This window comes from Nocardia sp. 852002-20019_SCH5090214, from assembly GCF_001665865.1.
Taxonomy (GTDB): Bacteria; Actinomycetota; Actinomycetes; order Mycobacteriales; family Mycobacteriaceae; genus Nocardia; species Nocardia nova.
The window spans coordinates 67,147-84,566 of the sequence record NZ_LZMK01000021.1; the positions used below are offsets into that span (position 1 = coordinate 67,147).

Genomic DNA, 17,420 nt, shown 5'->3' on the forward strand with positions numbered 1-17,420 from the left:
CTGAAAATGGTCCGGATGACGGACTCGTATTTCGCGTCCTGGCGTTTCGGTGGCGACACCACCAGGAAAGCCGAAGCGGCAAACACTTGGGCGCGAGTGTCGGCGAGCCGGCCTGGAGCCGAGATCCATTGGAGTGACGGCGGAACATTCGCAGCCGACGTCGAAGGCCCGGCCGAGAAGGTCATCGTGGCCGCGAGTTCTGGTACCGAACCTTCGAGCGCCACCGCGGCGATGCGAAAGATCGCCGGCGAGTTTCCCGAACTGGCGGCCCGTGACTGGACGGTGGCCTCCGGTTACCACGATCTCTCGATCGTGGGCTCGAGTCTGGGACCCGACTCGAGCACGAGCCGCCGTACCCGCTTCCCGTCCGACAGTGAACTCCAGTTGTGGGAGTGGTTGGTTACCGATCAGCCTTTCCCGTACTTCGCCGACATCCGTGTGTACGACCCGCCCGGTGTGGGTGGCCGCACACTGGGCGTCGCGATTCTTCCGCCGGCGGGCGAGGTGTTCAGTGCGGAGCAGGCTGCACAGTTGGCCGGTCAGCACCTTCCCCGCCTCGCTCGGTCCGGTGCCGTGGTCGAGTACACCCTCCGCGGGCACCAAGGCTTCCGCTTCGAGGTCCTGGTAGGCGGTTGCCCGGATCCAGGCCGAAAAGTTTCGGCCGAGGCGGAGCCCTTCGTTCGTCTGTACGAACGCTGTTAGTGCCGTATCGGCACCTCACAGGGCCGTCCTCGGGCCCTTTCCGGGGGCCGTCGGAAGCGCTATTCGGGTGGGACAGCCGACGAATAACGACGGCTCAGTGTCCGGATGTGGTCCACGAGTTCCGGCGGCTCGTCGACGCGGAAGTCCATCATCAACATGCTCAGGTAGATCGCGATGGTCTCCAGAGTGTCCGCACCGGTGTACAACACACACGATTGCGCGTCGACGGCTTCCACCACACCGACGGCCGGGTTGATGCGCGCGATCACGGTCTCGGCGGGCGCCAGCACCGTGACCCGGGCGTGGACTCGCCAACCGGCCCTGGCGATTTCCCGCAGGACGAAGGCCACCAGATCGTCATCGGGCAGCGTGCGGGCCGCGAAGTGGTGGGAGCCGGTCGCGACGTCGTCGACGGAGGCCACGGGAAGGGCACGCCAGCAATGGCTTTCGAGATCGTAAGCGACGAGATACCACCGGCGTTGCCAATTGATCAGCCGATACGGCTCGAGGCGTCCGCCGTCGACGTTCAGGACCCGGGTACCGCGTATCGCCGACGCGATGGTGGCCAGAGTCTGCGCCGGCACGGGCGCATCGGGTTCGCGTGAGCCGGTCGTGGCGGGACCGATCTCGGTGGCCGTGCGCAACGCTGTCACCTTGCGCTGCAACCGAACCGGTAGAATTCGCTCCAGCTTGGCGAGCGCCCGCGCCACGTTCTCGTCGATATCCGCGATCCCGGTGGAGCCGTCCTCGGCGAGGCCGATCGCCACCGCCACCGCGACGGCCTCGTCGTCGTCGAGCAGCAGCGGCGGCATGGTCTTGCCCTGACCGATCCGATAGCCGCCGACCGCACCGCGCTCGGCATGGACCGGATACCCCAGTTCCCGCAGCCGTGTGATGTCCTGACGCAGAGTCCGGTCGCTGACATCGAGCCTTTGTGCCAGCTCCCGACCGGTATAGGTGCGGTCCTGCAACAGCGACAGCAGCCGCAGCACACGGGTTGTGGTGGAGGTCACATCGAAGCGCTTTCCGTCGGCGAATTATTAGGAAGAAAACAAGCCTAATTGGCGCATAACCTGAGTTCAACGCCGAAAACGAAGAACGAAAGGCCCTCCGATGAACAGCACCTCCGTTTCCCCCGCCGCCGCTCTCGCCCCGGTCTGGCGTGACGTCGTCGCCGAGTCCTACCGTGCCCTCGCCGACGCGGTCGCGGGAATCGGCGCCGCCCAGTGGGACCTGCCGACTCCCTGCTCGCAGTGGACCGTCACCCAGGTCGTGCAGCACGCCGCCGGTGATCAGCTCGCCTTCGCCGCGGCCCTGGGGCTGGGCACCGGCCCCGCCTACGACCCCTTCGCCCCCTCCGGCTCGCTCGACGGCACCGGCACACAGCTTGTCTCCGCTGCCATCGAGCAGACCGCCGCCGCCTGGGCCACCGTCACCGACGACGCCGAAACCGTTCCCACCCCGCTCCCGCACGGCGTCCTCCCGACCCCCGTCGCCGCCGTCATGGCTGCCCTGGATGCTGCCGTCCACGCCTGGGACATCGCGGTCGCCACCGGCCGGCCGTCTCCGCTGACCGACACCCTGGCCACCCATCTCCTCACTGCCGCAACCGATCTGATCGAACCGCTGCGCCAGTGGGGCGCGTACGCGGCCGTGCTGGATGCCGAGCCCGGCGATACCGCCGTCGACACACTGCTGCGCTACCTCGGCCGCGACCCGCGCGTCTGAGTCTGCCGGTTGTCCAGCACGCGGGTCAGCAGCTCGACCAGGTGTTCGCGCTCCGCCTTCGTCAGCTCGCCGAATATCTCGTCCTGGGCGGCAGTCAACGTGGCATCCAGTTCGTGCAGTCGCCGCTCGCCGGCCGCGGTGAGGGTGATGAGGTTGCGGCGGCGGTCGTCCGGATCCGGCTCTCGCGCAACGTATTTTTGCGCCTCGAGCTCGGCCAGCATGGCGTGCATATCGCTGCGGTCGATCCGGCAGCGCTGGCCGATCGCCACTTGACTGGCGGGCCCGAACTCGTCGAGTGCGGCCAGAATCGAGAAATGGTAGCCGCGGGCGCCGACCGCCGACACGGCTTCTCCGATGCGCCGCTGGGCGAGTGCGGCGGTCTTGCTGACCAGCCAGCTCGGTTTGCCGCGCAGGCGTGCGGGTGTGTCGTCCATGCGTGAAGTCTACTGGATTCGTTGGACGAGCCAACGAATGTGGGGTAGCGTCGCCTGGGCGAACCGTTGGTACAGCCAACGATTATCGGAGGTGGAGAAGATGTTGCTCACGCTGCATGAAGCGCACGCCATCAGCACTCGGATACGCTCTCGCGCTGGGGAATTGGGTGCCCGAGTGACCGTGGCGGTCGTGGACGAGGGTGGACACGTGCGAGTGCTGGACCGGATGGACGGTGCGCCACCGCTGTCGGCCCGGATCGCTCCCGCGAAGGCGGCCGGGGTCGCCCTGTTTCATCGCGAGGGCGGTGAACTGCAGCAACTCCAGGCGGCGTGGCCCGCCCTGTTCGATCGAATCGATCAGCTGTCGCCGACGCCGATCGTGGTGGGTGCGGGCTCTCGGCTGATCCGTCGCGACGGTGTCGTGGTGGGTGCGGTCGCGGTCAGCGGCGGTCGGCCCGAACAGGACGACGAGTGCGCCGAGTTCGGGCTGGCTTGTGCCCGGCCGACGCCGGACCCGGTGTAGCAGAACGCCGGCGGGCGTGGTGCCACGCGCGCAACTGTGCCGGTCGCATGGTCGGATCCCGCTGCGTCGCCGGCTACCAGAGCACGTGCGAGTGTCTCGATCAGGCTGTGTGCGAACGATATTCGTGCCAGCGCTGCACGGCGACCTGCACGGCCTCTTCGTCCTGTGTCGCATGCGCACCCGAGGCCCCGGCGGCCCCGAGAATCACCCCGTTCTCGGTGACGAGCACCCCGCCCGCGAACGGAATGTAATCACCGTCGTAGAGATGCTGAATGCTGTCGACGATCTCACCCGGCAGGGGGAGTTGTCCCGACGGATGCAGTGTCAGTAGTGCGGTGCGCGCCTTGGCCACCGCGAGGCGACTCGTCATCGGCATCCCGCCGTCCGCCCGGCGCAGCGCGATCACCGCACCGCTCACATCGGTAACCGCCACCGCCAGCGGCGGAAATCGATGTTCGGAGGCCACCGCCAGTGCGGCGGTCACCAGCCAATCGGCATCGGCCAAGCCCAATCCGGGAAGTCGAGGGATCTGCGCCATGAAACGACCTTAGCCCGGTGTGGTCGCATGTGCGGGCTGCGGTGTGGATCGTCGAATCCGTTGCGGCAGAGTATGTTTGTTCAGCTGCACAGCGGATCGAGCGCGCGTACGGGTGTTCGCGATTCGTTCCTGGGGTCGAGGGTCGTCGAACGGTAGGTTGACGGCATGTCCATCGACGATCTTCCGGCCGAGGTCGCGCGCAGTGTCGGGCTGTTCCTCACGGCCGTCGACGAGTTGTCGCCGGGCTTGATCAGCGGCTTCTATCTTGTCGGCTCGGTCGCGTTGGAGGATTTCCATCCACGCGGTGCCGGGCGAGGGCGGCTCGCCACCGCGAGCGATATCGACTTCGTCGCGGTGACCGATCGGCGCATCGAGCCGGACTCGCCGGAGATGGCAGCCGTGGCCGAGGCGCACAGCCGCACGGTCCGCGCCGCACGGCGGCCGAATTTCGATGGTGCCGTTGTGCATTGGGCGGATCTCGCGGCCGGGCCGGACGAGTGCCCCGATGTTCCCTGCGCCCAGGAGAGCCGGTTCACCACCTCCGGTCGCTTCGGCATCGACCCGGTGACGTTCTGTGAGCTGGCCTGGCACGGGATCACGGTTCGCGGCCCACAGCCGGGCGATATCGAGCTGTGGGCGGATCGGGTGGCCTTGCGCGACTTCACCGTCGACAACGTGCGCAACTACTGGCGGCCGTGGTGGGAACGTGCCCGGGCAGCGCATCCGCTGTCGCTCGCGGTGGGGTTGACCCCGTGGTTTCCGGTATGGGCAGTTCTCGGGGTGAGTCGCCTTCATCATGTGCTCGCGACCGGAACGATGACCTCCAAATGCGGAGCCGGCCGCTATGCGCTGCGGTCGTTCGACCCGCGTTGGCAGCCGATCATCGCCGAGAGCCTCCACCTCCGCACGCGCGGCGCCGAGGGGTGCCGCTCCTATCGCAATCCGCTCACACGCCGCCGTGACACTCTCGCCTTTCTGGATGCGGCGATCGAGAGCGCGCTCGCGCTGCCCGCCACTTTCTGAGTAGCCGGTCGCGCGCGGGTGACAGAACACGTCCGGATACCGGGCACTCCATCCAGTGGTCGCGACCTGGGCAGATTCGGTTGCCGAACGTGCGCCGCGTAGACTCTTGCACTCGTGAGTCTCACCCTCGGTATCGTCGGCCTGCCCAACGTCGGAAAGTCGACGCTGTTCAACGCGCTGACCCGCAACGACGTGCTCGCGGCGAACTACCCGTTCGCCACCATCGAGCCGAACGTCGGCGTGGTGCCGCTGCCCGACCCGAGGTTGGACAAGCTCGCCGAGATCTTCGGCTCCGAGCGCATCGTCCCCGCGACCGTGTCGTTCGTCGACATCGCCGGCATCGTGAAGGGCGCCTCCGAAGGCGCGGGCCTGGGCAACAAGTTCCTCGCCAACATCCGCGAGGCCGACGCCATCTGCCAGGTGGTCCGCGTCTTCGCCGACGACGACGTGGTCCACGTCGACGGCAAGGTCGACCCGCTCAGCGACATCGAGGTCATCGAAACCGAGCTCATCCTCGCCGACCTGCAGACGCTGGAGAAGGCGGTGGTCCGCCTCGACAAGGAAGCCAAGGTCAAGAAGGACCGCAAACCGGTGGCCGACGCCGCCAAGCAGGCCCAGGAATTCCTCAACGAGGGCAAGACCCTGTACGCGGTCCGCGACAAGCTCGACGCCGACCTCCTGCGCGAACTGTCGCTGCTGACCACCAAGCCCTTCCTCTACGTCTTCAACGCCGACGAGTCGGTCCTGACGGACGAGGCGCGCGTCGCCGAACTGAAAGCCGCAGTCGCCCCGGCGGATTCGGTCTTCCTCGACGCCAAGGTCGAAGCCGAACTCCTGGAACTCGACGCCGAGTCCGCCCTCGAGCTGCTGGAATCCATCGGCCAAACCGAACCCGGCCTGCACGCCCTGGCCCGAGCCGGCTTCCACACCCTCGGCCTCCAGACCTACCTCACCGCCGGCCCGAAAGAGGCCCGCGCCTGGACCATCCACCAGGGCGACACCGCCCCGAAGGCAGCCGGCGTCATCCACACCGACTTCGAACGCGGCTTCATCAAGGCCGAAATCGTCGCCTTCGACGACCTGGTCGAAGCCGGCTCCATGTCCGCCGCCAAGGCCGCCGGCAAGGTCCGGATGGAGGGTAAGGACTACGTCATGCACGACGGCGACGTGGTCGAGTTCCGCAGCGGATTAGCGTCTGCTAAGAAGTAGGCTGAAGCGCCGTTTCTGCTGGCAGAGAGCCTATTGAAGGGCTACCGATACCTAGTCGGGACTCGCTTGCCTCACCCGCGTGCCTCGAGCGGGGGCGTCTACTGCGCGAGCTGCAACCGCCGCTGACTTAGTTCAATCGGAAAGGCTTTTGATGACGCTCATCCAAACAGTAGTGTGTCCGAATGCCTGACGCTGCTGACAACCCGCTCGCGTTTCTGTCAGCCACCGACCTTGACGCGGTTCTATCGATGCCGTGGGTTACCGATGTTGACTATTCTACGTTGTCTACCGAAGTCGTCGCTGCTGGCCTAATGAGCGCCTCGAAGACTTGGGTTGCGATCCTAGAACGCGATAAAGCCTTCACGGCGGAACTCATTGACCCTGAGCACGAGCGCTGGAGGACTGCGAGCATTCGATTGGCGGGACATTTCATTGCGGCAATGCAGCACGCCGAATCCGCATTAGACGGCGAGGAGTTTCCGCTAGAACCGCTCGTCGGCCTCTTCCGCGAACGCACGTTTAATACCGAATATGGCTACGCCGCCGCTATCGAACGAAAGTTAGTCGCCGGATTCTGTAAGGGCTACAACGCAGCCTTGACCACCGGTCAGATCGGGTCCACAGCCCTATATAATAGTTCGACAAGCTGGGACCTGTTCACTTTTTCTTATATAAGCGACCTGTCTATGTATGCGCTAGTCGCCGAGCATCCTGAACATCTTCGACTTGGGCATCTTTTCGCAAAGGCCGTCGCCGACCGCGCCAAGCAGGCGACGTACGAGCGCGACGAAGTAGACTTCGATCTACGAGAGAGGATGTTGGGGCCCCTCGCTACAAGCAATGAGCTGGGCGATTTAGCGCGCCGTGCTAGCCATATGATTGAAAGGTATGGCGAGAAAGACATCGAAGATCGATTTGAGAAGCAACTGGCTGTCCTGTTTCAATCCTTTGGATTCGTAGTAGCGGAGACGGTACGCGGCCAACGCCGCGTAGATCTAATCTGCATTGCGCCAGCGGATGGCGGCGAATCATATACCATCCTTGTTGAAGCAAAGACGACTACTGCGCCTTATTCTCTGCCAACCAAAGACTCCCGCGCACTACTAGAATATGTGGAGACCTGCCGCAGCAGGCTGAATACACTGGCGGCATTGAAATTTGTACTAATCGTAGGGCAAAAGCCTGCCCAAACCGTTGAGCATAAAATTCGCTCATTAGAGTCCGAGGCCGGTATTACTATCCGGTACTGCGATGCGAATCTGCTGTCCCTTCTTCGGTCGTCTTTTAATGGCCCTTTGAATCCGGGCAGATTTCGCAAGGCGATTATGGAAAGTAAATCTCCGATCCTCTCAAGAGACACCATCCGTTCGATAGCGGATGACTATAATAGCAGTACGGAGACCCATCGTGACTTCATTAGGCGCATGCTTTCCTGAACCGCCTACCGCTTGGCAATTCTCGCCGTGGAGGGATGCATTAATCCCCATCGTATCGCCAACTAACAAGGCGGCGATACTCGGAACCGTCTTCGAGAACCACGGGGATTGGACACTCCCTATGACTCGCGAGCATCCCAAAGCTCCCCCAAGGGAAATGCTCGTCGGCATGATGCGGATGCTCTGGCATGGGCAGCATCACCGTCACGGCGGTCAACCGAGTGCGCCCGGCAATGTGAGTCAAGAGGAGTCCGTTGTTGCGATAGGCATTGCGACGACGCTCGTTCATTGGTTCAGCGCTGGTCTGATCACTCGCACTGCTCGCCCATGATCAGTGACTCAGTTCCATGGAAAGAAGACCTCGCCAAGATTGCTGATCGAGTCGAGCGTCGCGGCATCCAGTCTCGTTGGACGTCTCGTACAGCCTTTTTGGTCGAGCGCGATGTGATGGTCGGTTGTTTCGCCATCCGCAAGTTGCTCGATACTCCCGGGAAGCTGAGCGATGAATGTCGCAGCGAGTTGGTCTCGGTGGTGGCGTATCCGGTGGCCCGAGCAGCTCCGGACTTCTGGGACGCCTATCAGTTTTGGGACTTCTACGACCTCGAGCAAGAACAGTCGAAGCCGGAGAGAATTGGACTGCGTGACCTATGTAACCGAGTCATTCACAGTCTGGTCTTCGGCTTCGAAGGAAGTGAGCACGCTGGTAGTCGATTGAGTGGCATCTTCGTTGCCTCCGACGTCACCAGCAAGAAATCACTGACTTCGATCTCGATTCCTGAACTAGCGAGAGTGTTTCGCGTGGTAGCAGACGATCAAGTCGTCAGTCTTCAGATGGTGCGTGATGCGCAGGGGCGCAACAAGGTTGTGCGCGCATCGAGGAATCTGAGCGACGCAGAAAAGGCCGTAGCTGCAAGGTTCGAGTTGCGGAACCGGCGTGCTTGACGGTGAACCTTCAGCAGCCCAGTCAGGTCATGATTCGCTCTGGAGTCTGCTGGTCGGTGCGTCGCCACCGTCGGCCATCGCAATCGGTGAATTCAATTGTGTAGCTCAGCTTCCCGCTGGCGAGGGGCTCCTGCATGTGGTCGTAAACTATGCCGTCGCCGCTGGCCAACTCGATGTCTACAACCATCTGCCGGTTGGGGATGAGTACTGAGACGGGCTGGTATCGCCCAACGATCTCGGGGCTCTCCAGCGCCCCCGGCTTCCAGGTCGCGTCGGGGTCACTTGGCAGCCGAACGGATTCGAGCGAGACGTCGTAGATCGAGTAGCCGCTGCGATTGACGATTCTTACCGCGAGGCGACCCGGCCGGTAGTCCGTTGCCTGAATCTGTCGAGCTTGCCGCCGCTCGTTATCCATCCGCGCCCGAGCATCGACTCTGAACGATCGCGCGGCGTACACAACTGTAATGAAGGTTAGAAGCGTGCCGGCCGCCGATATCCAGCTCGGCACTGCGGACCCCCAGACATTGGCCATGGCTGTGAGTCTAGAAGCGCGGGGCCTTACCTGGCGAAATGCGGGACTGGCAGAGCGTTGACAGGACTCAAGGTCGAGTTGTAGTCCTGTCGAGTGGTTACTCGAAGATCATCTCGCGGCTACGGAGGCTTGCAATCTCGGTTAGCTGGACAGCCTTGAGCTATCCTGTCGGTCGGTTTCGGCAAGGCGAATCTCCCACTTGAGGGTAACGGAAACATGTCCACTGCCGCCGTAGTCGGCCGTGGGTTCGATCGCAGTGACTTTGCAGAGGACATGTCCGTGAGCGTTGCGCATCACGCCGATGGATCCAATGTCGATCTTGGGAGAATGATGTCCGTAGTCGAGCGCATCGGGATCGTCAATCTCATTGAACTCCTTGGCATAGCGCGCCAGTGCGACTACACCAGGCCGGCCTCCATACATGTAGAGCGCAGAGGCACCGCAATTTGTCCACTGGGTTTCCCATGAAGCACTGTCGGGCTGTTCGTCGACGCTGATAGTGAATCTGCCGCCGTTCATAGTGAAGTCAAACTTTGCGCCTGCGGTCATTCCGGTTCCCCTTGTGAAGACCTGCGTGAAGTCCGCGTTGGCCTCGTGGGCTTGCCTGCGGAGGTCCGCCGGAAAGTCGCGGAGTCGGATGCCATGGTCGCGCAGGTACTTCCAGCCGAGGCGGTTCACCTGAGGGTTGGGGTCGTATTCGCCGATGTGGACGACGGCTACGCCGGCGTCTGCGATGAGTTTTGCGCACGGTATCCGAGATGTTCGGGAGTTTGCGCATGGCTCGAGCGTCGTGTACAGCGAGGTACCGGCAAGGCGGGTGCCCGCTGCGGTGGCCTTTTGGAGAGCTACTTGCTCGGCGTGAAGGCCATCGATCTCACCTTTGTGGCCAGTCGCCAGAATGATGTCGCCTCGGACGATGACAGCTCCGACCCGGGCGTTCCCAGGAGACTTCCTGGCCTCTTCTATCGCTCGTACAGCAAACGCGTGTTCAATGTCCTTGAGCGAGAGGGCATATCCTCCATGATCCATGCGTTTAGATTGGCAGCCCTGCAGCACTCTTGGAACAGAGGGGCGACTTGCAGCCCGGCTGACGCAGGATGCCCTACTGTGTCAGCATGACCCATTGCCTAGTCGATTGGGCCCAGCAGCTTGCACAAACCCACTTGAGTTCACTGCACCGTCGGTGGATGCACGTTCATGGGACAAAAGCCGGTCAAAAGCCGGGACAAGTTGTCCCAACTTTTGTCACAGACACCTCACCCCCGCTTACCTTCCTGACGCCAAAACGGCGCTTCGCGCCGTTGACTCTCTCCACCCACCCAGTCCCCCATCTCACCCCCACTACGTGAACGGGGGCGAGATGGGGGACTGGGTGGGTGGAGAGAGTCATGATCAAGTCAAGTCAGGGAGGTAAGCGGGGGTGAGGTGAAAAGACAAAAGAATCTGGTTGCGTTGGGTGGGTATCGGAAAGTTTGCGATGTGGTTGCGTAAGCGACGGTTCAGCACCTGGCGGTGCTGCTTGCAGCTTATCGAGTCGTGTGCGTGCGTGGCGGTCTACTGATGCGCGAATGAGGGGCCAGTGAGGGATGCGCGTGGCGTGACCGGTTCGCGGGGTTGGTCCGCAAGCTTGCGCTTGCGCGGTCTGGCACGCGGTGTGCTGTCTGTCCCTCCGCCATGGCCCTTTCGGGGCTATCACGAACACGGCGAGCATCAAGGGCGCTGACGCGTCGGCTACGCCGATGGCCTGACGGCCACCCTTGACGCTCACCGCGTCCGTGATCGAGTCGCCCCGGGCCATACCGGAGGGACAAACAGCACGAACTACCTCGCGCGCTCTCGACCGAAGAACTGCGCGGCCGGAGGCCGCGAAAAAGCATCGCCTCCGGCGCGGGGGCCGCCCAGAGGGGCAGAGACAGACGTGACAGTGAGTTCGTTGCGCATCGCCGTTCCGAACACTAGCTGGGCATGAAGGACGCGAAGGCGTCGACGGGAAAGGAAGGAGAAACTGCCAGCTTGGCATGTTCTGTTCAGGAACGTGGCTGATTCCGGCTGGCCGTGACGACTCGAACTTCCGCCACCGATGCAAATTCGCGGAACACGCCTACGGCATAGCAAGATGTCACCGTGCTGCTAATACTGTCGGTCACGGTCGCATTCGTTCTGCTCCTTCTCGTCGTCTTCGCCATCGTGAGATTGCGGACCGCTCGACGGATCACGTGGATGAGGGAAAAGGCGTTAAAAGGCATTCGTTCAGCAAAGAAGATGGCCCGCGGCATGCAACTACTGCCCGCTGTGGTGCTGGCCATCGCTGGCGGCGTGGCGGTCACCGGTTTATCTATGTGGGCTCTTCGAGCTGTTGTGGGTTCCACTCGAAAGCCTAGTGATCCGATAGATATCACCAAACTGGCTCTGGCGATTGCGGCGGGAGTCGGCGGGGTCGTGGGACTGGTCGTTGCATACCGACGTCAACGCGACCTGGAGACTAGCCGATTTATCGATCGATTCGGTGCTGCCGCGGCTCAACTAGGTGCACAAGACCCGGCCGTACGTCTTGCTGGAGTCTACGCCATGGCGGGCGTCGCCGACGAGTCAAATGGTCTGCGGCGACAGCAGTGCGTCGATGTTTTGTGCGGGTATCTCCGAATGCAATATCTGCCAGAATTGGATAAGGGCCAACGAACAAAGCGCGTCGAGCGAACAAAGCGGTACAACAACTCCGAGGTCGAAATAGGGGAGACTGAAGATACCTATGAGCCTCGGAAAGGTGACGGTGAGGTCCGCCGCACGATTGTGCGGGTGATAACTTCTCGACTTACAAAAGAGGCTGAAAATGGTTGGTGGGCATGTACATTCGATTTCAGGGAGGCGGTCTTCGAATCGCCCAGTTTCGCCGATTGCCTTTTCATGGGAAACGTACTGTTCGATTATTCGAGATTTGTCGGTACGGCCACATTTAATCGTTCAAATTTTCGAGGCAACACCAGCTTTAGATGGGTTACGTTCGCCAATGGCGTCTACTTTATTGGTACCGAGTTCAATTCCGTGCGCTTCATGAAGGCGGAGTTTTCTGGACCTACCGAGATGAAGGTGGAATTCCGTGGGCCATCGGACTTCTCGGAATCGCGCTGGGGTGCCTGCAAATTCGACGGATCCAATTTTCATGGCGAGACGCGGTTCGATGGCGCATCATTCGTTAATGCCGACATGCGACGCGTTTCTTTTCTGATGCCGGCACTCTTCCGTGGCGTGAGATTTACCGGCTCCACTCAATTTCATACCTCTACCTCGCGACATTTGATAGACTTTTCAAGATCTAAGTTCAAGGGGCCGGTAATGTTTGGAAAGTCAGAGTTTCGGGGCCGGGCTATATTCGATCTTGTAAAGTTTGAAAATAGCGTATATATGAAGCACTCGGCTTTCAAAGACGGCAAAGTAACGTTTAAGTATGTGCGATTCCGAGGGGCGGCCTACTTCGCTCATGCTTTGTTTGACAATTGTCGAACCAGCTTTGATGGGGCGCATTTCCGCTCCGCGGCAGAGTTCACGTATGCGCGATTTGAAGGTGGCTTGACATCGTTCGATGGAGTGCTATTCGGTGATCACGCGATATTCGCTGATGTCAGATTTTTGGGTGAAACTGTGTTCCGGCAGGTGGGATTCAGTGGTTCACGAACAGATTTTCGTCGCGTTGATTTCGGGTCGCAGCAGATTCTGTTCGATTCGCCGGTAGCGTGGGGTCCGCCTGAGCCTGAATTCGATTGGAATCACCCACTCAGCCGCAGAGACCGCGCCAAAATAGCGAATGGTGAAGAGCTTTCGGTGTTGCCACCTCAACCCCTGAATGTTCTACCCTCGGAGTGGCCTCCGATTGTGAGCGAAGGGGACAGTATCGAGCCTGGAGAGTGACGAAGCGCTTTGCCAACGTCGGGATGTGCTCGTTGGCAAGGATGGGGATTGGTTGGCGGATTATTGAGTCTACGGTCGCGTTGCCATCCTCACGTAGTCGGGCGCACTCATTCGAATGCAATAGCCCTGCCATATCAGTGAGAGGCCGTTTCATCCTCCGCTGTGTCTCCCATTCCGCGCGGCCGTCGAGCTATGCTCGCAGTTTGGTCAGTAAGAAATCGCTAGCGATGGGCAGACTGAATGCGTGGCTAACGTGGCTATCTGTCATGGGGCGGGATGTAGGCTGGCTGCTACTTCGGTGTGATCATCACTGATTGAGGGTTGAACGCCTTGTATCCCCGTGGTGATGGCATAAGCCGGACCTCGCATAGTAGATCGATGATGGAGCGACGTGACGCCAAATCTGCTTGGCGGAAGGCTTCTACCGGCGACGGAGCAAGCAGGATCGCGGAGGCTGCGGCGCCTGTCGTCAATGCCATGCGTTGCGCGTCGAGCTGCGCGATCTGCTCTTCAGCCTCCCGCCGGATCTCGAAATACAGGGCACCGTCGATCAGTTCACGCTTGTAGTCGAATTTGGCGCGTTCGACGCGGTCTCGCTGTGCCTGTAGCTGCCCGTTCAGCGTAGCGATCTGCTCTTCGTCTTCCTTCACCAGAAGGTCGGCTAGATCGGGGCGCGCGAGCATGCCTTCGATGTATTCGAGGACCATCGCGTCGATCGGCGAGCGGACACGCATGATGTGGCCGGCGCAGCGATATCGGGGACCGTGTGTGCGAACGCGGGCGTCGCAGATGCCGCAGAGGAAGAGTCCCGACCCGAGGTGCCGGCGGTCGGTTCCCGCTCGGTTTGTCTTTCGCGCTGGATCGTCCAGTCGGCGTTGGACCTCGAGCCAGAGGGAGTCGGACACGATCGGTTCCCATTGGCCGCGAATGGGTTTGCCGGTGCTGTCGCGGACAACCTCACCGGCGAGCATGCTCCAACCTGCATAGCGCGGATTCCGCAGGATCGCGATCACGGATGTCGGGTTCCATGCGCGGCCACTGCGTGACGGCAGTGCCGGCACCGTCTTCGGAAGGTCCTGAACCAAGGTGCGGTCGCCGACAGCGCGAATGGCTGGTTCAGCCCCGGATAGCGCTGCGGCGATCGCCTTGAGGGACGATCCGTTGGCAAATGCGCGGTAGACATCCTGCACGGCCTTGGCCTCGTCGGGGATGAGTTCGCCATCGAGTGTGTAGCCGGTGGCCCGAATGCCCCGGGGCGGGCGGCCTTTCGCAGCGCGTTGCTGCTGCGCACGGCTTTGCCTGGCGCCCTTGCGTTCCATCTCGGCGCGAGCAACAGCGGCCTTGATTCGCGCGTACATTCGGCCGCCGTCGGTTTGGAGGTCCGCTTCGCCGTTCGCGGTTACCAACCGAAGCCCTTGGCTCTCGGCAGCGTCGATCCAATCCTCGAGCTGGCGAGGCTGTCGCGTGAGCCGGTCGAGATCCCACGTGATCAAGGCGTTGAATCGGCCGGCGCGGTAGTCGTCCACCATCCGGTCGTACGCCGGTCGGTTCTTGACCTTGTCAAACGCCGAAATACTGTTGTCCGTATAGGTTTCAACTACAGTCCAGCCGCGGGTTTGGGCGATCTGTTCGCAGTCCTCGCGTTGCCTCTCGACGGCGAGCCCTTCGCCGGTCTGGTCGAGGCTGACTCGCAGGTAGATGGCGGCGCGGACCGAAACGATGGGCATAGGTTATTTTACTACGGAACCTGGTCGAGTTCCGCTTCAACGTATAGCGGATCAGCGTCTAAGAAGAAGTAGGGGCGGGGCATGTACCGCTCCTGGTAGAGACTTTGCTGAGGCCCCCATCCGGTATTCGGGTGGGGGCTTGCTCGTTTCGCCGGTGCTGTGCGATGGCCGGTTCGGTCAGCGCGGTAAGCGGCATTGCCGGATGTCCCGAGCTGCGGCGCGTCCGCATTGTTCAGGCGCGTGCCCAGCGGCTGTCGCAGGACGTGTCCCAAGGGGTTTCACTCGTCGTCGGGAGGTCATGGTGGGGCGTCGCGTGGAAGCTGTTCGCCGGCGGGAAGGTAGATCGGCTCCGGGCGGATTCCGGCCACGTAGTCGCGGAAGGCTCGCAGATACTCGCCTAGTTCCCGCTCGTCGGCGAACCTGATCCCGGTCGGGTCGAACCATTCCTGCGGTGTCGGGCGTCGCACGATCATGTAGTCCAGGGCTTCGCGCACCTGCACCCCGTAGGTCGGATCCCTGACGCACATATCACGCACCTGCGGGGCGTGATATCGCATTCTGCCGTCGCGGTGAACGTCCATCAGCGGCCACCACAGGGCATCGAAATGCGGGATTTCGTCCCACCACATGGAGCGCAGGGGCTCTTCGGTCCGCGTTCGGCGGCGGGATGGCGGAACTGGTGTCGGGTAGTCGCCGGATACGCCTTTGCTGTCGATGGCGCGGATCGGTCCAGTTCCGAGGTTCACCGGCGGGTACCACACGCCGCGCCACACCGGGACTCCGAGATGGCGAGGATTCAGCGGCAGCGGCGCGGCCAGTGAGATGTCGACCGTGATTCGACGCACGGGTGGCAACGGTCCGTCGGTCACCAGATCTGCCGCCATCGACAAACAGTCCCGTACGTCGAATCCGGTCACACCGATAGCTTTTCCGAACCATGGGCCAGGGCAGTCCCGCACGTCGAATTCGATCCAGAACCGTCGCACCATCGACATATGCGCGCACTCCTCCTCGATCTGCTGCCGAGTGCGCAGCCGAGAGTGGACGGCGTCGTGCACGTGTCGCGGTCCACCTCGACGATCGCCGGGATATCACCCGCACGGTACCAACGTTCGTTCGGCAACCACCACTTGATAATCGGCATGGGTGCGCACTTGGGTCCACTAGCTGGGTGATGCGGCCAGAGGGGCGGCCTTGGGTCGCTGCCGGCATCGGTCGGATCGGTGGGTTGCGTGCAGAGGTTATTCGGCTTCGGAACGCGAGTCGAGCCCCGAGTACGCAACGCTCGGCCGAACGCGACCCGGACGCGGTCCTGCCTCAGATGGTGCCGTCCTGCACCGGATAGTCGATGACGACCGCACCGCCGGTGGCGTAGTTGACGACATCGGCGGCCGCCCGCCGGCCGGGCTGTGATGCCCGTGCCGCGGCCACGGCGTCGCCGTCGGCGAAGTCGGCTTCGAAGACCGCGAAATACGGCGAATCTCCGTTCGGGGCCGCCACGTCGAAGCTGTAGCGCCAGGCAAGCAGGCCGGGCATTTTCATGACCAGTGGAAGGTGGTTGGTCACGTAGTAGTCGCGGAAGTGGTCGGGGTCGGCGGGCTCGGGATACAGGACTACCAACTTGTGCATGACTGCCTCCCGGTGTCTGTGGCTGCGGTGTCCGGTACCGCGGTCGGTTGAATCGTCATATGCGCAGGTTAGGGCTTGATGCATGGTCGAGGGAAAGACCGGAAGGGGATAGACTCAGAACGGATCGTTATCAATCGGCAGGGAGGGTATGTGGCGCCGGATACGGTGAGCCTGCGGTACTTTCTGGTGCTGGCGCAGGAATTGAACTTCACCCGCGCGGCCGCACGGATCGGCATCGCGCAGCCCGCACTCAGTGCCCGGATGCGCCGATTGGAGGCGGAACTCGGTACGAGCCTGCTGGTTCGAAACACGCGTAGCGTCGTATTGACCACGGCCGGTGCGGCTTTGGCGGAGTCCGCGCCACCCGCGCTGGCGGCGCTGGATCGGGCATGGGACACCGCCCGGAATGCGGGGGCCGGTGAACTGGGCACGCTGCGCATCGGATACAGCCTCAGCACGGGAGCCGAGACGGCACCGGCCCTGGTGGACAAGCTAATTCGCAGCAGCCCGGGACTCGACGTCGGCGCGGTCCCGATGGCGACACCGGAGATCTCCCCAGCGGTCGCCGACGGCCGCATCGATGCGGGGATCACTCGCGGTGAACAGCCGGGCCATGGCGTGCGCCGGTTCCTGCTGCGGCGCGAGCGCGTCGGGGTCCAACTGGCGCAGCATCATCCGCTGGCCGGACACCCGGAGATCGAGATCGCCGACGCGGCCGCGTATCCGCTGCGACTTCCCGACCGTGCGGCCAACCCCGTGATCCACGATCAGCTCGCCGCACTGTTCCGCGACACCCGGCCGAGCCCCCGATTCGTCACGCCCGCAGTCTCTTTCGATATCTCTCAGCGCGACCTACGCGACGGGCTCACCCTCGCTCCGGCCGGTGAAGTAGCGGTCACGACACAACCGGCCGGTCTCACGTGGCGACCGCTGCTGGGCGCGCCCACCTTGACAATCCACCTGGTCCTCCCGCGCGTGCAGTCACCACTACACCGCCGCGTCCGCACCGTCGCCAAAACCCTGGCACACGAGCTGCACTGGCTGCCGGACTGACGCGCAGGAGGTCACGCGAGACGGACATCGGCCGCGTG

The 17,420-nt window shown here is 62.5% G+C and carries 17 protein-coding genes; 9 read left to right on the forward strand and 8 right to left on the reverse strand.

Annotated elements, in window-relative coordinates:
• The first annotated feature begins 15 nt into the window (after nucleotides 1-15).
• Complete coding sequence (locus tag A5780_RS02260; RefSeq protein ID WP_156769340.1) at nucleotides 16-702, forward strand: hypothetical protein; 687 nt, start codon at nucleotides 16-18, stop codon at nucleotides 700-702.
• 59 nt (nucleotides 703-761) lie between these two features.
• On the opposite strand, the gene A5780_RS02265 is transcribed toward A5780_RS02260, so the two are convergent.
• Nucleotides 762-1,715, reverse strand: a complete 954-nt coding sequence (locus tag A5780_RS02265) for a YafY family protein (RefSeq protein ID WP_064907584.1) — start codon at nucleotides 1,713-1,715, stop codon at nucleotides 762-764.
• Nucleotides 1,716-1,815: 100 nt separating this feature from the next.
• Between A5780_RS02265 and A5780_RS02270 the strand changes: the two genes are divergently transcribed.
• Nucleotides 1,816-2,430, forward strand: a complete 615-nt coding sequence (locus tag A5780_RS02270; protein ID WP_064907585.1) for a TIGR03086 family metal-binding protein — start codon at nucleotides 1,816-1,818, stop codon at nucleotides 2,428-2,430.
• Here the strand turns inward: A5780_RS02270 and A5780_RS02275 are convergent.
• Nucleotides 2,403-2,864 carry a MarR family winged helix-turn-helix transcriptional regulator gene (locus A5780_RS02275; protein ID WP_063012466.1) on the reverse strand — a complete coding sequence of 154 codons (462 nt, stop codon included), beginning with the start codon at nucleotides 2,862-2,864 and terminating at the stop codon, nucleotides 2,403-2,405. The two genes, A5780_RS02270 and A5780_RS02275, sit on opposite strands and share 28 nt — an antisense overlap.
• A 100-nt stretch (nucleotides 2,865-2,964) precedes the next feature.
• Here A5780_RS02275 and A5780_RS02280 point away from each other — a divergent pair, with 100 nt between their 5' ends.
• Entirely contained in the window at nucleotides 2,965-3,387 is a 423-nt protein-coding gene (locus A5780_RS02280) for a heme-binding protein (RefSeq protein ID WP_197521645.1), read from the forward strand.
• Nucleotides 3,388-3,487: 100 nt separating this feature from the next.
• On the opposite strand, the gene A5780_RS02285 is transcribed toward A5780_RS02280, so the two are convergent.
• Nucleotides 3,488-3,925, reverse strand: a complete 438-nt coding sequence (locus tag A5780_RS02285; protein ID WP_030518629.1) for a heme-binding protein — start codon at nucleotides 3,923-3,925, stop codon at nucleotides 3,488-3,490.
• A 165-nt stretch (nucleotides 3,926-4,090) separates the two neighbouring features.
• On the opposite strand from A5780_RS02285, the gene A5780_RS02290 reads away from it, so the two are divergent.
• The 4 genes from A5780_RS02290 to A5780_RS02300 all read left to right on the forward strand — a co-directional run bounded on the left by A5780_RS02290 (nucleotide 4,091) and on the right by A5780_RS02300 (nucleotide 8,535).
• The gene (locus tag A5780_RS02290) at nucleotides 4,091-4,948 is read left to right on the forward strand and encodes a hypothetical protein (RefSeq protein ID WP_064907587.1); all 858 of its coding nucleotides are present in this window, start codon (nucleotides 4,091-4,093) and stop codon (nucleotides 4,946-4,948) included.
• A gap of 114 nt (nucleotides 4,949-5,062) precedes the next feature.
• Nucleotides 5,063-6,157 carry a redox-regulated ATPase YchF gene (ychF, locus tag A5780_RS02295; protein WP_064907588.1) on the forward strand — a complete coding sequence of 365 codons (1,095 nt, stop codon included), beginning with the start codon at nucleotides 5,063-5,065 and terminating at the stop codon, nucleotides 6,155-6,157.
• Nucleotides 6,158-6,339: 182 nt separating this feature from the next.
• Nucleotides 6,340-7,593, forward strand: coding sequence for a hypothetical protein (locus A5780_RS39730; RefSeq protein WP_156769341.1), 1,254 nt, complete (start codon nucleotides 6,340-6,342; stop codon nucleotides 7,591-7,593).
• A gap of 327 nt (nucleotides 7,594-7,920) precedes the next feature.
• Nucleotides 7,921-8,535 carry a hypothetical protein gene (locus A5780_RS02300; protein WP_156769342.1) on the forward strand — a complete coding sequence of 205 codons (615 nt, stop codon included), beginning with the start codon at nucleotides 7,921-7,923 and terminating at the stop codon, nucleotides 8,533-8,535.
• Nucleotides 8,536-8,557: 22 nt separating this feature from the next.
• Here A5780_RS02300 and A5780_RS02305 read toward each other — a convergent pair whose 3' ends face one another.
• The gene (locus tag A5780_RS02305) at nucleotides 8,558-9,067 is read right to left on the reverse strand and encodes a hypothetical protein (RefSeq protein ID WP_156769343.1); all 510 of its coding nucleotides are present in this window, start codon (nucleotides 9,065-9,067) and stop codon (nucleotides 8,558-8,560) included.
• Nucleotides 9,068-9,208: 141 nt separating this feature from the next.
• A complete protein-coding gene (locus tag A5780_RS02310; RefSeq protein WP_064907625.1) occupies nucleotides 9,209-10,096 on the reverse strand; it encodes a deaminase in 888 nt (295 codons plus the stop codon).
• Nucleotides 10,097-11,287: 1,191 nt separating this feature from the next.
• Between A5780_RS02310 and A5780_RS38820 the strand changes: the two genes are divergently transcribed.
• Nucleotides 11,288-12,973, forward strand: a complete 1,686-nt coding sequence (locus A5780_RS38820; protein ID WP_156769344.1) for a pentapeptide repeat-containing protein — start codon at nucleotides 11,288-11,290, stop codon at nucleotides 12,971-12,973.
• A 290-nt stretch (nucleotides 12,974-13,263) separates the two neighbouring features.
• Here A5780_RS38820 and A5780_RS02315 read toward each other — a convergent pair whose 3' ends face one another.
• The 3 genes from A5780_RS02315 to A5780_RS02325 form a co-directional block, all read right to left on the reverse strand.
• Nucleotides 13,264-14,700 carry a recombinase family protein gene (locus tag A5780_RS02315; protein ID WP_064907591.1) on the reverse strand — a complete coding sequence of 479 codons (1,437 nt, stop codon included), beginning with the start codon at nucleotides 14,698-14,700 and terminating at the stop codon, nucleotides 13,264-13,266.
• A 296-nt stretch (nucleotides 14,701-14,996) separates the two neighbouring features.
• Nucleotides 14,997-15,758, reverse strand: a complete 762-nt coding sequence (locus A5780_RS02320) for a hypothetical protein (protein ID WP_064907592.1) — start codon at nucleotides 15,756-15,758, stop codon at nucleotides 14,997-14,999.
• 259 nt (nucleotides 15,759-16,017) lie between these two features.
• Nucleotides 16,018-16,329, reverse strand: a complete 312-nt coding sequence (locus A5780_RS02325) for an EthD family reductase (protein WP_064907593.1) — start codon at nucleotides 16,327-16,329, stop codon at nucleotides 16,018-16,020.
• Between the two features lie 150 nt (nucleotides 16,330-16,479).
• On the opposite strand from A5780_RS02325, the gene A5780_RS02330 reads away from it, so the two are divergent.
• On the forward strand, nucleotides 16,480-17,382 hold the full coding sequence (locus A5780_RS02330; RefSeq protein WP_064907594.1) for a LysR family transcriptional regulator: 903 nt from the start codon (nucleotides 16,480-16,482) through the stop codon (nucleotides 17,380-17,382).
• Nucleotides 17,383-17,420: the final 38 nt, after the last annotated feature.